The following is a 17057-nucleotide window of genomic DNA, read 5'->3' as shown; positions in this document are numbered from 1 at the left end:
CAAAATGCAGGTCTGAATGACAAAGTGCAGTTATGGATGACAAATCATCGTGACAAGAATGGGATATTTAATACATTGACGGTTCTAAGCAGACTGCATGCTATGCGGCTGTATCAATTGCGGTGTATTTACGCTTAATCTCCGCTGTTCTTTCGGTCAGGATCGAAGCCAACACCGGAGCGGCACCTCAGAAACAGCGCTGTTGCAGCGCAGCAAAATCCAGCGCACACTAAAAGACACCCGGTTTCATATCTTATTAAATTGATCCAGCGAAATTACTTTGATATCTTTCCTTCCGAAAGCATCAGTATTGTAAATAAAAATGCAAACTTTGCAAATAAAAACTTGACACTATGCTAGATAGCCGAAATATTCTCTCCGGGAAACGCAAGTACCTGGGCGGAATGATATTGCTCTTATTTGTTTTTATCATCTGCGCTGCTTTCAGTATGATCAGCGGTGACAGTTTTGACTTCGCCAGAAGGGAAGTTTTGCTCCGCAGCATCGGGCATGAACTACTTCTACAATCGGGCGACAATACATCAAGGGTGCTCCCGGTAAAAAAGATCGCAGAAAATGAATACCAGATCAGGTTTGAGAAGGATTTTGCTTTTCAACCGGACTCCCTGGTGAATACTACCCGGCGTGTTTTGGCGAAAGATCCACTCGCAAGTGACTATGTAGTTAATGTCATCAATAGTGACAACAGTGTAGCCTATGGATACGCTATATCTGGAAAGGAAAAGGATAATATTATGGCATGTTCAGGGAGAAAACAACCCATGGCACATTACACAATCAATATCAAATTCAAACCAATGGGCATACAGGCAGTAAAAAATGAATATCTTCTGGGCAGCCTGCCATTTTTAGCATTTATTGGGTTTGTTTTTTTGAGATCCACCAAGCCGCGGAACGTATTACCAAAGTCTCAATCTTCCCATATATTCTCTTTTGGCTCAGTCTTGTTTAATGCCCAGGAACGGTTGCTAAGCATAAATAACGAAACCATAGTCCTGACCGGAACGGAAACACGTGTATTGCTCATTTTCGCATTATCTCCCAACGAAACCATAGAAAGAAGCCGGTTACAGAAAGAGATCTGGGAAGATGAAGGTGTTATTGTTGGGCGCAGCCTGGATATGTTTATATCAAAACTCAGAAAAAAACTGGAACTTGATCCGAATATCAACATCGTTGTGATACGCGGCAAGGGGTATAAACTTGAAATTAACGTTTGACTTTTTTCGCCACGATTTTCATAAAGAGTTTAACCTCATCCGAAATAATTCCATCACCAGACTTATCAAAGTGTTTTTCTGACGAATAATCGATACCCCAGTCTGTTCGATCAATGATCAGCGCGCCATTCATTTCGACAATTCCGTCCATGCCATCCTTAAATTGCATTTTGGCTGGAAAAGTAACTGCCTTCGTGATACCTTCAATCGTCAAGTTCCCTGTAACTTTTACATTTCCATCATTAACTCTTATACTTCCATCATTTGGAACTTTCGCATTTCCACCATTCCCTGTTTCAACCTTCGTAATAGCGAATGCAGCAACAGGGAATTTTTTGACATCAAAAAATGCAGGTAATTGATTGAGTGAACGTTGATCAACAAAATTTTCAATGGTCTTCATATCGACTTCGACTGCACCACTCATCAGACGACTGTTTTCGATCAGTAATTCTCCTTTTAATATATCGACGTCCCCTGTATTTGAACCATCACCAAGAAACTTAGTACCTTCCCATCCACCAAACACCATAGACCCCTTCCACACTACAACACTTTGCTTCGTATCTATGATATATTTTTTCTGATCGGCTTTATTATAAAAGTCCGTAATGGTCTTTCCATCATAACGGTACACTCCAGTCGCATCGCCAAACCAAATACTTCCATCGTTAGCTTCCAAAAGCCCGTAAAAAGCCTTTCCAGACTTTAATTCGGTTACCATTGGCTTACCATCCAGGGAATTAGCAGCATAACGGGAAAGCGCCTGAACCGTCGGATTAGCAGGATTTACTGAACCAGTAGTCCAGATATTTCCCTTTTTATCCTCGACTATAGTATTAGCACCTCTCTCCGACACCTTAGTAAAAGTACTGCCGTCATAGCGCCAGAGGCCACCGGTCTGGCTTACCTTAAAACCATTGAAACCGCTGAGCCAAATATTGCCTTTTTTATCTTCTATGATGCTCCAAACGTCGATGAAGGGTTCGCCATTATGGGTTAACGCAGTAAATTTTTTCCCGTCGTAAACAAAGGCGGCGCCTCTTGTACCAACCCACAATTTCCCTGTTTTATCTTCAACGACGGTATTGACATCATTATTCCATTTTCCATCGTTATAAACACGCGGCGCATTAGGTATCGTGAAATTCTGAAATGACTTTCCATCAAAACGGCTTATTCCAGATCCGGTACCGAACCAGATCATGCCGGCTTTATCTTCATAAACAGACATCACCCGATTATTGGCCAATCCCTCCTTTGTGGTGAAATGCTGAATAGATTTCACCCCCGCGCCGAGCGGCGCTGAATTGTTGTAATAATAAACGCCTGAATCTGTAGTGGCGAACCACATATTTCCCCGACGGTCTTCCAGTACGTCCCAGAACCGGTGCGGACCTATTTTATTGGTAAGATTAGTAAAAGATTTTCCATCGTAGCGAAAAACATCACCAAATGATGAGTTGTTCGGACCGGCAATCAAAATGGCGCCATTTCTGCCTTTTTTTAGATTACGAACCATGATGTTAGGTCCTATGTCGTTAATTTCGGATTTGATATTAGCTTGCGGCAGGCCTGTTTTGTTTTGTCCACAGGAAATGAGAAAAACAGACATTAAGAGCAATGCATATACGTGTATGTGTTTCATAACTTTTATTTATTAATCCTATCAGAATTGATTGAACAAATCTACTTTGATATCTTTCAGAGCGACGAATTTGGATTGTAAATAAAAATGTAAATTTTGTAAATAAAGTTTTGCAGCCTAATCCGTGAATCTGTCCAGCTCCCTTTGTATCAGTTCAACCGAAATACCGAGCGCATCAATCCTTCGGATCGTTAAGGTATACTGAGCAGAATTTTCTTTTAAATTGAGAATGGCTTTCTCACACTTACTCAGCGTTGACTTTATAGCCCGCAACGCCTCTTCCAGCTCTGCCTTTTCATATACGATCATAAACTCGAATTCATATTGTGATCAATTCTTTTCTCATCATAAGGTCTGTCTGTTCATCATCACCCATTTTAAAAATATGTGTGTCAAAGGCAACAAAGCCATTTTTTTCATAGAACCGTATCGCTTTTAGATTCTTTTCCCAAACCCCAAGCCAAATAGATGACTTACCCAGCTCCCCAGCCACGTCTAACGACTGCTCATACAGCAACTGGCCGACCTTCTTACCATGATGGGTACTGAGTACATAGATCCGTTCAATTTCCAGAGAATGATCTTCACGTAATTCTGTCTGTGCTTGTCCGGCATTAACCTTAAGGTAGCCAACAGCCTCATCACCATCAAAAGCTATATAAAAATGAGAATCATTTTCCGCCAGCTCAGCGCTTAACTTATTTAGACTGAAATTTACAGCCAGATACTGCTGCATATCTTCATCGGTATTGCTCTCTGCAAAAGTTTCAAAAAAGGTATTCCTACCAATGTTCTGCAATGTGTGCAAATCCTCTAAACCTGCTTTCTGAATCTTAACTACTCCTCTCATACTCATCTATTGATAAACAAAGTTAACCAAGGAAAGAATGAGCTGCAAAATAAATCACGATGATTTTGTTTTGCGCACACACCAGGTGGTTTTAGGACAGGCAACCGATTCTGCTGCCATCGCACCGCACTGTATGGACAATGCTCCGGCAACTAAACCAATACCTTTTATCAATTCTCTTCTTTTAATTTATTTATCTTTAAAGAGTGTTACTTCTGCCAGTCCAGCCCTACCCTCGCTCGCAGATAATATCGAGACTCTGAAATACTTGATTGTCTTTTTGAAACGAACAGGTTTAAAGTCCCAGCCTGTACATTCCTTTTCGTACACCAGTTCCCAGGTTTTACCATCTGAGGACACCTCCACCTTATGACCATACTTTGAACTATCTTTTTGAAATCTTACCCGACTTCCTACTACAGTTGTTGGTTCTTTCAAGGTCAAAGTAACTACTTGAGGAAATTGATCCTGATTGGCAATCCACCAACTGTAATCATTGCCGTCTAATAAATTTGTTGCAGGAAAATCTGGGTGGGAAGATGTTGTGGCAACATGACTGATCTCCACTTTGGGTTTAGTAAGAAAACCTTTATCCCATTTGGTGGGCTTGACTATTGCACCATCTTCTTCCTGCCCTTTAAATTCGCCATGGGTACCATCCGGCAAATGCATCCCTTTGTACGCGACTGTGTTTATGGTTAACTGGCCGGCCTTCATCCCTTTGGATTCAACCTGGATTTCTATTTTTCCCGCTTTTTTGGATGTTCTGATAAATGCGAAACCGATCCCAGCCTCTACCGCCTGAGGGTTGATTTCAACTCTCGATATACCGTCACCTATCAATGCACCTTCCCCTTTTACCTTAATGAAAATTTCAGATTTTGCATCATGTACTAATGAGCCATTGGCATCGCATATTTTAAAATAAACCGGAATCATATCTGACCCATCTGCTACAGGAGTGATGTGGTGATCAGGAATAACTATCTCCAGGTGATCGGCTTCACCGGCAGTCCGAACTGCGTGCTCGGTCACCTTTTTTCCATTTATGTATCCTATGGCCTTCAATTCTCCTGGCTCAAAACCTCCGGCATCGAACACAAAACTTGGACTCCCACCCTTCGCCACGATATGAGGATATACTTTTGCCCGCTCGGCACGGGTCTGTTTTCCAATCAACTTATTGTTTCTATACAGCTCAACAGCGTCACAATTTGAATAAACTGTGATCTCAGAAGTCGAGGTTTTATACTTGCCGGACGAGTTAAAGGAAGCAACGAATACCACCGGTCCCTCATACAGTCCCTTTTGCGAAATTCCACTGGGCCGCATGCTCTGCATCATATAATAGGCAAACTTCGGATACCGATTCACATCTACGACTCCTGAATACATCGTTTCTTCCTCTGCACCCCGGGTATAATCGTTGTAACTCCACATAAAATGTCCGCCCATCCGGGGATTGGCATCCAGCATACACCAGTCAAAATATCCGTCACCATTCAATTGCCTCAAACGGCTACGCCCTTGCCGCATCTGCTCATACTCGTTTTCAACCATGCTTACGCGGGGTTTTTCGCCCACACCATCTCCCCATTCCCTTGAAAAAAGCGGTTTAACAGCGATCTGGTCTTCCAGATAATTACTCATCACGCTCCCGTCTTTGGGAAACTTGCTGACCTGCTTGTAGAAAACATCATAATAGGGTTCTGTTTCTTCATGGCTAAAATAGTCACCGGCTGTATAAAGCTGATCTCCCGGATACTCTTCATGGGCTGCATCAAAAATACGTTTAACAACTTGTAGAGGGTAGGTTGTTTCATTTAACGCAGTTTCCCATAATACAATAGCAGCTCTATTCCGATCCCTTCTGATCATGTTTCGCGTAATGGATTCGAGGCGATCAGCAAAAACCGGATTTTCATTAAAAATCTGCCAGCCCGGCACACATTCCACAACCAGCAGTCCATATTTATCACAAGCAGCCAAAAAAGCTGGATCCTGTGGATAATGCGCTGCTCTCACCGCATTGTATCCTCCTTTTTTCATCTCAATAACATCCCGCTCCTGCATTGAATTTGAGGCAGCATCACCGATGTTAGGAAAAGCCTCATGACGATTGGCACCTACCAGATACAAATGCTTTCCATTGATAAAGAAACCTCCATCACGCGTAAACTTAATTGTACGGACGCCTATCTTTTCAGTTCGAACATCTACTACCTTTCCATCCTCAAATAATACCTGGCTCTCCAACGAATACATATAAGGGGTATATGTATACCATAAGTTAGGATTAATCAAATTCAAATCCTGCTCAATCAACGTATGCTTACCTACTCCGAGCTGAAATTTACTTTTGCTCCGGGCCACTACTTTTCCTTTTGCATCTTTAAGCAAGGTTTGCAAATATCCTTCTTTCGCAGCTGCATATGAATTGGCAACTTCAGTTTTCACATGAACCACTGACTGCTGCTCATTTACTTGGGGATAAGTTACAAAAACGCCACTTGCCCTGGTACTATGCTGAGCCAGCTCACTCGTAATATGAAGTTTATCGGTTACGATCAGATTTGCATCACGATAAATACCGCTGTAATAATAAAAATCCAATCGGCCTTGTGGTTTTCCTGGGGGCGTCAGTGAATCATATTCTGCTGATACGCGAACAGCGATCACGTTATTTTCATTGTTGAATTTTACTTTGTTCGAAACATCCATTGTAAATCCAACGTATCCCCCGTGGTGGATACCGACGCTTTCTCCGTTTACAAACACTTCGCTGTTGCTCATAATTCCTTCAAAATTCAGAAGAACCCGCTTATCAGCCTGATCCTTGGATAGTTTAAAGTAGCGGCGGTACCATCCAACACCGTCATAGATAATATCACCTCCGTTGTGTTTCTTTTCCAATTGCATGATATGTGGTAAAACTACCGGCATCCATTTTGAATCATCATAATTGAGCATCTGGGCATGCTTCGCATCGCCTCTATAAAATGCCCAACCTGTATTCAGGTTATAGTCTACCCTTGGGTTTTTACTTTTACTGTTTGCATAGCCAGTCTGCATCAATAGGATGATGGAAAGCACAATGCACTTTTGAAATATTCTAGACATCTTTATTTAATAATCATTTACAAATAACAGTTATTTTCTGAACTCTGCTGAATTAGGATACGGCATTACTTCTATAGCGTCAATGGTTGCACCATTAACCGTTTGGCGTAGTCCAAATACCAATACATTCTTCTTAGCTCCGGAATTCAACCAACATTCAGGCAAAAAGAACTCACGTTGTGGGCCCGCTTCCCAATGGCGACCGATGTTATGTCCATTTAGCCATAAATACCCATTTCCAGAAGCATTAATTTTGGCCATCCATGGCATCCATACTTTAGCATCCTTTTCCGGTAAGGAAAACTCGACTCTGTACCAGGTAAACAAACCTGTTTGCTCCCCTTTTGGTTGAACACCATTGCCCTTGCGGGGAATTTCATCATGCGTGTTTAGTGCAACACGCTCCCATTTGTCAGCCTTAAATGACGGTGCAGTAAAACCTTTTGTGACGCCTGCAACATCTGTAGCCAGCTCCCACTGCAGTGGATGTGTTAACACGGTATCCGTTGTGGAAAGTCCGGCCTGCCTGATACCCGCCAACTCTTCCATAGGTACATAACCATGCGCATGGCCAAGGTTTTCGTATACCACTACAATTTCATTTTCACCTGCTTTTAGTAAACCGGTGACATCAAAACGATTGTCGAATTCTTTGGAACGGATGCGCGAATAAGCACCGCGCGTAATCCAGGTTTGTACATCTGCTTTTTCAGGAAAAAGACGTTTAGGAATTTTGCCATTAACTTTTACAGAAACAATATCACGGGTAAACATGTTAAACAAGAGCCTGTTTTCTTGCTGAATATCGGCTGCACTCAGGGTAACTTTTGAACGGTACAGGTTGTATCGAAAATCATTGATCCCCATTTCTGACAAAGAAGTTTCTTTTGGAAGTGCTTTCCATTTAGCTTCATTTACAGGATCGTTATAACGCAAGGCACTTGCTATGCGTATTGGTGTAATATCTACCGATGGACGAACAGGTTGCTCTGGCTCCTTTAAGCACCATTTACCCTGTTCAGGAGTAGCACCCGGAGGAATCACCAATACCTGTGCCCCAAGATCTGGCAAATTGAAATTAATGGTAAATGAATCATTTGCAGCAGTGTGATCATTTGTCACTGCAGCTGTTTTAATCAATACTTTCTCTCCGTTCTGATTCACATTGTAAATCGGTTCTGTGGATTGGGCCACTTGACCAGGTACTACAGTTACCCTACCTTTTAAAGCTTTGTCTGGATCTGTATTGTGGAGAAAAACAAATTTGGTACCATCAGGTGCTATGCGGAGTCCACCAAAAAGTGATTTAGGTGCATCTTTTAGTTCACAAGGTCCACCTGCTGATCTTGCCAGTTTAGTCCCGTACTGCTTTATAAATTCCCCCATAGCTTTGGCTGCAAAATATTTTGGGCTTGTTGCTCCGTTTTCTCTGATGGCTGCATTATAGTCATAACTGGTGGTCATGCCTCGTGCTCCCCAACCGTCAAAATGAGTACCACCAAAAAACATATAGTAGTTGATACCGGTACCACCTCCAAGCATGCTCATTAAACCAATTGCCTTAAAATGACGTGCATCAGAATAATGTTCTTCACTCAATGTTCCGGTTACCAAAGAAAACCAGCCTCCTTGTAATTCCGTTACAAAACCAGGAGCATCGCTTTGTTTTTTGCGAAGATCGTACATGCGACGGGCACAACTTGGCGCATCACTTAAATTGGCTACATAATAATTATCGCAATCGAATACCTGCGACAATTCGGGATCTTTGCTGGCCCTGGTTTGGCTGGTAAGACAAGTAAACAAAGGCACATCGATACCATTGTTTTTATAAGAATGATACAAGGCTTTTAGAAAGGCTTCTTTGTCTTTAGTGCCATGGGCATCATATTCGTTTTCGATCTGAAACATAATAATCCCCTTCTGTCCATTCTTCTTCCGACTAATCTGTTCTGGGGCTAATGCTTTAGAAACGGCATTGTACCAATGAACAGACCATTTGATATGTTCAGGATCGGCACTGCGTAACCACAAATCGCCTTTTCCTGGACCAAACTTGGCCAGCCAGCGGGGATAACCTCCGCCCGACCATTCGGCACAAAGAAATGGTCCTGGGCGTACAATGGTGTAAAAACCAAATTCTTCCTGCGCCATCTTTAACCAGGCTTTCAGGTCTTTAAAATCGAATTTGGAATTATCATTTAGTCCAGAGGGCATTGTGCGTTCATGCCAGTTCCAGGGAATGTAAGTTTCAACAGTATTAAATCCGGCTGCTTTAATCTTTTGGAAACGATCACGCCATAGCTCTTGCGGACAACGAAAATAATGGAAGGCGGCACTATAGATAAAAATATCCTTTCCATCGATGGTCATACATGAGCCATCATAACGGATCCGATCCGGATGAGCAAACTGCTTCACAGGCAACAATGATGTCGTTAATTGCTGGGTTTGACCGTTCGCGTTACTTACCAACAAAAGCAATAGCAAGCAGGCGTTACGGAACATTTGTGTGTGTAAAGATTTTTTTAACATTTTTTATTAAGATTTCGGTGTATAGGAAGTAAAAAAGGGGCTCTAACCAGCCCCCTTTACTTCACTTATTGTAATGGGTCAAAAGTTCCACCCCATTCTTTATTTTGCTGCAAAACATTTTTTGACTGAGAAATCTGGGATGGTGGAAGTGCATAAAACCAGTGATTCAAATCAAGGTTAAATTTATAGGTCGCATCGCCATCAAGATTATCAATATAGTTTGCAGTCAGCTTGGCACGTGCATCAGCGCTGGTGATTTTTTCATATGGCAAAGGCAAGTTGCTCATACTCTTCACCGTAATATACAAACCATGTCTTCCCATTTGGTTATTCAGAATATCGTAGCGTTTCCATCGACGTAAGTCATTAAATCGTTTATTCTCAAAAGCAAACTCCACAAAACGCTCTTTAATATAAGCTTCTCTTATATCTGTAGTGGTTGATGCTGTAAGTCCATAGTTCGCACCAGCACCTGCAGTAATACCTGCACGCTTTCTGATTCTTTTTAATACCTCTAAAGCCTCCGTTGATTTACCCAATTCATTGGCACATTCGCCATAATTCATCAGCAATTCGGCATAACGCATCTCTACCCAGTCAGTTTGGGCCTTAAACCTATCCACTGTATTAACTGTGGTATCAATACCTTTACGTTGAAAGAATCCGGTACAACCCATATTACCGCCATACCCGGGATGAATAGTTTGAGCTATATTGGTATATTTATCTACACCATCTTGACGCCAAACACTCCAAAAGCTCATACCTTTAATATAGCCAGGAGCTTGTTCTTCAGGAGTTGGTTGTGGCGTTCCGCCACAATAAATCGTAGAAAAAAAACGGTCATCACGATTCGTATAAAAATCAGTCATGAACTGGCTGTTGTATGCAGGATCATTCAGTTGGTTCTTATCAAACTGCATTGGAGAGCCATCTTTTTTAGGGAAAGCAAGTAACAGCGATAACAAAGGTTGATTGGTATTCTCAGCACCCGGACGAAGAAAACCAAAATTATTAGAGTGACCAGGATAAAAGAACTGATTTACCATTACCACTTCCTTATTACGCTCGTCGGTCCAGATGGTATGAAATCTTGGATGCAGGTCATGCCCCTGAGTTGCACCAAAATCAACCGCGGCTTTACATGCATCGTAGGCTGCTTGCCAGCGTGTAGGGTCATTAGTGGGGTTAAACAAGGGGCTTGCATAACTAAGCAATATTCTTCCCTTCATAGCCATCGCTGCAACTTTGGTAATGCGTCCATAATCTGCTGCTGCATTAGCATAAACACCAGGCAGTAACAGAATTGCACTGTCTAAATCTTTAATAATCTGAGCAATGCATTCAGATGTTTTATTACGGGGTTTAAACAAACCTGGCACATCATTAAAATCCTGTTTGTGCAAAATAATTGGAACTCCTCCTACCCGATTTACCATACCCCAATAAGACCAGGCTCTCCAGAATTTGGCCTCACCCACATATTGCTTGTTCAGTTGCTCAGGTAAAACCGTGGTAGGTACATTTGCCAATTCATCCAGAAAAAAGTTAGCTCTATCTATGATGTTGTAATCAAGATTAGAAGTAGTACCAGATTCCGAAATAATACCACGCAGATAGTTCCCGAAATCCTTGGGTGCATTGATGGCTTCATCGGAACTGGCACCGTTAAATGGCCATTCCGGCATTGATCTTCCATAAATACCATTCAAATAAGCCTTTATCATATTGGCATCACCCCATACCATTTCCGGACTGATTACGCTATTATTTGGGTAATCCAATCCTTTCTTACAACCCCACATCAGCAATACTGCCGATATACCGCCAACAAAGAATTTTATATATTTATTATTGAGTTTCATGTTTCTTAAAGTTTGTTGTTAATAATTTAAAGCGATAAATTGACCCCAAAATTGAAAGACTTCATTAAAGGATAGCTAAAGCCCCCTCCCATTTCCGGGTCGTAATATTTCTTATTGAACCCACTAACGATAAACAGATTGGATCCACTGCAATAAAACTTCAAGCCGCCAATACCGATTTTATTGGTAACACTAGAAGGGAGTGAATACCCAATGTTTAACATGCGTAATCTTAAAAAATCAGCTCTTTTCAACCAAAAAGTACTTGGAGCATTGGTCACCCAATTGGTTCCATCATTTGCAGAATAACGTCTAGGCAGTGAAGCATTTGGATTTTCAGGTGTCCAGGCATCATAAGCCCATGGCCTCCACATGCGGTTCCATTCTACATTCCCATCAACAAGGCCATTCACCATTCTATAAGTATGAAGGTTACCGGCAAAACTTGCATCTAGGTTAAATCCTTTCCATTCAAAACCTAAATTTAAACCCAATGAAATAGGGTTGCTATTTTTTTTAACAACAGTTTGATCCCAGTCATCAACAATACCATCAGGTTTGCCCTCTTTACCACTCAGATCGGCATAAGTTAGCTGGCCTAAAGCAGGTGCCCTGCCATGGAATTTATAATTCGGATTGGCAGCAACAAAAGCATCCAAATCAGCTTGTGTACGAAGCATGCCTGTATTTACATAGGTGATTACCCTTGAACTGGATTGATTTAATTCATTTTGATATGGATAGGTAATGTTTTGATCTTTATAAATCGGAACTGCATTTGCATAACTGGCATTCACGTTTGCATAGTAATTCAGATTACTGGTTTTTTTCTGGTAGCCCAATGTGAATTCAACACCGTCTGACTTATATTCGCCATAGTTTGATGAAGGTAGTGAACGGCTAAAAGTTGGAGGCACCTGTGCAACCCTACCAATAAGAATGTCATAGGTTCTTGTTTTGAAATACTCTGCAGTCGCATTAAAATGGCTCAAGAAATTTACGTCAACAGCAACATTATACGTTCGTGTTTTTTCCCAGGTGATATCGGGATTAACCATTCCTCCATACCCAACACCAACATTGTTGCTAGGGGTGCTCCCAAAATAAGCAGAATTATCATTTCCATACTTTTCTTGATACTGCCAAGCAGCCACATTATCTGCACTGGTGGTGCCGACAGAAGCCCTTATTTTTAGCATATCAATTCCTTTTGTATTCTTGAAAAAGCTTTCACGAGAGACCACCCAACCCACTGAACCTGAAGGAAAAAATCCCCATCGGTTTTCAGGAGCGAATTTATACGACCCATCGTAACGGAAGGTAAAACTAGCCAGGTATTTAGCACTGTAATCATAAAAGAGCTGGCCAACGTATGATTTTCGTCCGGTAGTTTGCTCTGTATTCCCTCCAACAAAAGAATCAACACGGTCACCACTGGTAGCCCACCATTGATCCGTATAGATCACAGGGAACCTTTCGCGGGTTCCATTTAAACCACCACCTTTATTTTGTGCTTTTTCATAAGTAAGCCATCCTTGCACATGGTGTTTCTCTGCGAAAGTATGGTCATAGTTCAATTGAAAATTTAGCTGAGTCGCATCACCCCAGGTATAGTTTTCAGAAAGATATTCTGAATTATGCCCCGACGGTTTTGTCGTTAGCTTGTCGGATTCCTTAGTGCTGATCTGTTTGGGTGTGTCGAAGGTTTTCATTACCCACAAATTATAGCGTTTAAAATAATTCTTGCCACGATAATTGTCGAATGCCCTGATGTATTGAGCAGAAGCACTAAGACCATCGATCAAAGAAATTTTATATGTTCCTTTCAAGTTAATCACTGGCTTTAAGAAATTCTCTTTCGAATACCCTCCATCTCCCCTCATTTCTGCCCCCAGGTTATGCCAATCAAAAGCAATAGGGTTACCTGCATCAGTCCAAACCGGCTGATATGGCTGCCTTAGTAATTCTGCACGGTAATCATCAGTTTCATTATTTCCAGGAGGTCTTTCAGTGAGGTTATTGTTTGCAGAAACTCCGGCAAATAAAGTTAAATTTTTAGTAATATCGGCCGTAAGGTTAACACGAAAATTATATTTATCGAAAGATGTATTTTTCTGAAAAGCGTTCTGCTTTACATAAGAACCACCTACAAAATAACTAAGCTTGTCTGTACCGCCTGATGCACTGAGGTTATGTGTGGTAATAGAAGGATCCTGCCAAATGTATTCTATAATGTCATATCCCCAACCGTTGTTGATGTTTTTGAAGTAATCAAAATCTGATTGAGTCCAGCGATCAGGTGCCGTCGGATTAAGGCGGTTGTAGATTTCTCCAGTTTCAATTGCACTAGTTCTTTCTGCATTTTTCCCCCTTTTATCAAAGCCGGTATTAAATGAATAATTGATCTTAGCTCTCTGATTCCTTTCTCCACGTCTGGTGGTAACGACAATTACACCACCTGAAGCCCGTGCCCCATATGCAGCGGTAGCAGCGGCATCTTTCAGCGCAGTGATATTGTCAACATCATTGGGACTCAAGTTATTAAAATCCCCTGCCCCGGTAACTAAACCATCGATAACATATAATACATCTTGATTGTTAAAAGAAGATTTTTCTCGAATCCTAATCCCAGGAGCTGTCCCGGCACGACCTGCAGGAGTATTCACCCTTACGCCCGCCATTTGACCGGCCAGCAAGTTTCCTAAAGTTGTCGTTGGGATAGATCTTTTGGCTTCATCCATTTTCATGGTCACAACGGAACTTGTAACCAGGTCCTTTTGCTGCTTTCCGTAACCTATTACAACTTCTTCAAGTTCTTTGATCATTAACTCCATTTCAATATTAAGGCGAGCTTTTGCCACTACCGCTACCTCCTGAAACCCGAGCATTCTAAACAACAACTTACTGTTAGCCGGTACTTTAATTTCAAAATTACCACTGGCATTGGTAGTAGTTCCATTCTTATTGTCTTCAACCGAAACCACACTAACACCAGCTAGTGGTAAGTTACTTCCCTTTTCTGTTACGGTTCCTGTAACTGTAATTACCTCTTGTGCCACCTTAATTATTGGGGGCAAAGGTTTAATAATGATAGTTTTCTCATCGATGGTATAGGTCAGATTCTTTCCATAGAGAACTTGCTCCATCACCTTATCTAAGGGAACGTTGCTAAAATTGGCCACAATGGTATTATTGGCATTCAATTTATCCGGCTTCCATAAAACATTATAACCTGTTTGTTTCCTGATTTCCTTAAATACCGTGCTTAGGGTTACATTTCCCTGGTTCAGGGTTAACCGCTGCGCAAAGCCATTTGCGCTTACCTGCATGATTGCTGCTAATAGTATAACTGTAGCTAGTTTCATAACTAGTAGGAATTTAAATATATACGGCCGGGGCCTGCATATAAATTTTGTAGAATTTTTATACATTTGAATGTTTAAGATTAAGCTTTAAAATGTTGTTTCTTGACAATTTTGGGCTACCTGAACAGTATTACCAGCATTCCGATTGCACTCGGATGCTGGTTTTTTTCTATTCAGGCTTTTCTGCCGCTAAGGCTCTGTTTTTTCTTTCTGAATGTTCATAATTTCTGTTTGTTTAGTATTTGGTTATATTAAATCATTTGTGGTTCATATTTATTTTTAAGCTTTTGGAAGCTTAATTTCTGCTGATCTTTATTGTTCTGTCAACAATAGTAAAGCGCACTCCCCCAAGCTGTTCAAGTTTCTTTAATACATGAGAAACATTGGCAAACTTTGACACCGAGCCACTATACAATTCTGTTTTAAGGCTATCATCGTTAAAAACAATTTCAACATTATACCATCTGGCAATCATGCGCATAATATGATCCAGGTTATCCTCATTGAACATAAGCAGATTATCTTTCCATGCAATGGATTCCTCTAAGTCAACATCTACCACACTAATGGTATTGGTTACTATTGCCTGTTGGCCAGGTTTTAACAGTTTAGAAACATTAGATTGAATTTGAGAGATTTTAACACTTCCTTCCAGCAAAGTAGTTTTGGCACTTTTTTCATCCTGATAAGCATTAACATTAAAATGAGTGCCTAATACTTCCACCTCCTGAGTAGCGGTTTTAACTTTAAATGGTGTTACCTTATTATGGGCCACTTCAAAATAAGCTTCACCCGTAAGCGCCACCTTTCGTTCCTTTTTATTAAATCTCAGCGGATAGCTTAATGATGATGCCGCATTTAACCAGACTTTACTTCCATCAGGCAAACTGATCTGATACTGCCCCCCTTTGGGAGTTGTTATGGTATTCAAAGAATATGGAGCATCAATATCTTCATTTGCATTCGCAATTACCTCATACACCAACTGACCATCCTTTGTTTTAGAGATAGTTATGCCTGCTTGTTTAGCTATACTACCATTTGCGGCATCATCTAACGTAATGTTACGACCATCGGCAAGAGTAAGTATAGCCTTATTCCTCCCTGGTTTAATGTCATTAACATACTCATGCTGCACAAGCTCTTCCTTTGCGAGTTTATGACGATAAAAATAAAAACCAGAGCCTAGGATAATTAAGACCGCCGCAGCGGCAGCAATACGCGGCCATAAAGAAATTCTACGGCTAGAACTGTGGTGAATAGGTAAGGAACTGAAAACTTCATCCAGTTGCTTTTCCTTCTCTTCTTCTGATACTTGGGAAAGATCCTTTACTTCATACTGGAGATACCAGGTTTCTAGCAAACCCTTCTCTTCTTCGGTACAGTTTCCTGCAATATATTTCCTTAGTAATTCCTTAGCGTTTTGTTCTCTCATAAATTCAAAGGCGATTTATTCCTTATTCAATACTAAGACAGCTAAGGGTAGGTGTAACAGGTAGATGAAAATGAAAAAAAATTAAAATAGAAAAATCAGGATCCATAATATGCCCAATCTCACCCTTAAGATCTTCAGCGCATTGGTGATTTGTTTGGATACGGTCTGTTCTGAGATATCCAATTGATTGGCAATCTCTCTATGAGATAAGCCAGATTTCCTGCTCAACTCAAAAACTTCTCTCATCCTGAGTGGTAAGGCTTCAATTTCCTTTTGTATCAGCAAGGTGAACTCTTTTTCCCTGATCAAATGATCTGCGATACAATGTTCTTCATTTATAAAGTTTTGAAGCGACTCTACATATTTTGAGGCTACCTTTTGGTGTGCAGCTATGTTGAAAATTCTGTTTCTGAGTGCAGTATAAAGGTATCCTGACAAGTTGATGGTTACAGATATTTCAGCTCTTTTTGTCCAGAGATTTGCAAAAAGCTCCTGTAGTACATCTTTTACTTCTTCAAAATCACCCAGTTTTTTATAGGCATGATTTTGCAAGAGCCTTTTATATCTGTTGTAAATTTCTGTGTACGCAAGTTCATCCCCCTCCTTAAGCAGGGAAATTAATTCTTGATCATTGAGCTTACAATACATCAACATGGTGGAATATCCCTAAATCTTCTTTCACAACAAATATTAAACGAAACCATCTAAAAAGATAAACTTGGTTCTATATAATTCGCAATTTAAATCTGTAAAAAAACTACAAGCATGCAAATTACTTATAACCTAACATTTAAACTATTCCAATATTGATCAATACCGATGTTTTTTTGACTACACAGGTATTAAACTAAGAATTTCATTTCGACGGACGTTTTAAATTTGTGAGTAATACAGTCAATGGAATCATGTAAAAATTCTGTACAACACATTCCTATGGGGCTTCAGCAATAAATAAGATACTTGTTCTGACAAGATACATACACTAGACAAGATCCACT

Annotated in this window: 10 protein-coding genes; 1 reads left to right on the top strand and 9 read right to left on the bottom strand. The window is 40.8% G+C overall.

Going from position 1 to position 17057, the window contains the following annotated elements; all coding sequences use genetic code 11:
* The first annotated feature begins 353 nt into the window (after positions 1-353).
* The gene (locus R2Q78_RS13155; RefSeq protein WP_316792604.1) at positions 354-1241 is read left to right on the top strand and encodes a winged helix-turn-helix domain-containing protein; all 888 of its coding nucleotides are present in this window, start codon (positions 354-356) and stop codon (positions 1239-1241) included.
* Here the strand turns inward: R2Q78_RS13155 and R2Q78_RS13150 are convergent.
* The 9 genes from R2Q78_RS13150 to R2Q78_RS13110 form a co-directional block, all read right to left on the bottom strand.
* Positions 1231-2889 carry a two-component regulator propeller domain-containing protein gene (locus tag R2Q78_RS13150; RefSeq protein ID WP_316792602.1) on the bottom strand — a complete coding sequence of 553 codons (1659 nt, stop codon included), beginning with the start codon at positions 2887-2889 and terminating at the stop codon, positions 1231-1233. The two genes, R2Q78_RS13155 and R2Q78_RS13150, sit on opposite strands and share 11 nt — an antisense overlap.
* A gap of 117 nt (positions 2890-3006) precedes the next feature.
* A complete protein-coding gene (locus R2Q78_RS13145) occupies positions 3007-3198 on the bottom strand; it encodes a hypothetical protein (RefSeq protein WP_316792599.1) in 192 nt (63 codons plus the stop codon).
* A 10-nt stretch (positions 3199-3208) separates the two neighbouring features.
* On the bottom strand, positions 3209-3745 hold the full coding sequence (locus R2Q78_RS13140) for a GNAT family N-acetyltransferase (RefSeq protein WP_316792597.1): 537 nt from the start codon (positions 3743-3745) through the stop codon (positions 3209-3211).
* A gap of 183 nt (positions 3746-3928) precedes the next feature.
* Positions 3929-6859, bottom strand: a complete 2931-nt coding sequence (locus tag R2Q78_RS13135) for a glycoside hydrolase family 2 TIM barrel-domain containing protein (protein ID WP_316792595.1) — start codon at positions 6857-6859, stop codon at positions 3929-3931.
* 30 nt (positions 6860-6889) lie between these two features.
* Complete coding sequence (locus R2Q78_RS13130; protein WP_316792593.1) at positions 6890-9367, bottom strand: beta-galactosidase; 2478 nt, start codon at positions 9365-9367, stop codon at positions 6890-6892.
* 92 nt (positions 9368-9459) lie between these two features.
* The gene (locus tag R2Q78_RS13125) at positions 9460-11259 is read right to left on the bottom strand and encodes a RagB/SusD family nutrient uptake outer membrane protein (protein WP_316792591.1); all 1800 of its coding nucleotides are present in this window, start codon (positions 11257-11259) and stop codon (positions 9460-9462) included.
* 26 nt (positions 11260-11285) lie between these two features.
* The gene (locus tag R2Q78_RS13120; protein ID WP_316792589.1) at positions 11286-14624 is read right to left on the bottom strand and encodes a SusC/RagA family TonB-linked outer membrane protein; all 3339 of its coding nucleotides are present in this window, start codon (positions 14622-14624) and stop codon (positions 11286-11288) included.
* A 295-nt stretch (positions 14625-14919) separates the two neighbouring features.
* Complete coding sequence (locus tag R2Q78_RS13115) at positions 14920-16059, bottom strand: FecR family protein (protein WP_316792587.1); 1140 nt, start codon at positions 16057-16059, stop codon at positions 14920-14922.
* A gap of 81 nt (positions 16060-16140) precedes the next feature.
* A complete protein-coding gene (locus R2Q78_RS13110; RefSeq protein ID WP_316792585.1) occupies positions 16141-16707 on the bottom strand; it encodes an RNA polymerase sigma-70 factor in 567 nt (188 codons plus the stop codon).
* Between the last annotated feature and the right edge of the window lie 350 nt (positions 16708-17057).

The sequence above is a fragment of the Pedobacter frigoris genome, assembly GCF_032678645.1.
In the GTDB taxonomy this organism is placed as follows: Bacteria; Bacteroidota; Bacteroidia; order Sphingobacteriales; family Sphingobacteriaceae; genus Pedobacter; species Pedobacter frigoris_A.
Note: the sequence above shows the minus strand (reverse complement) of the source record. Positions and strands in the feature narration are given on the sequence as shown.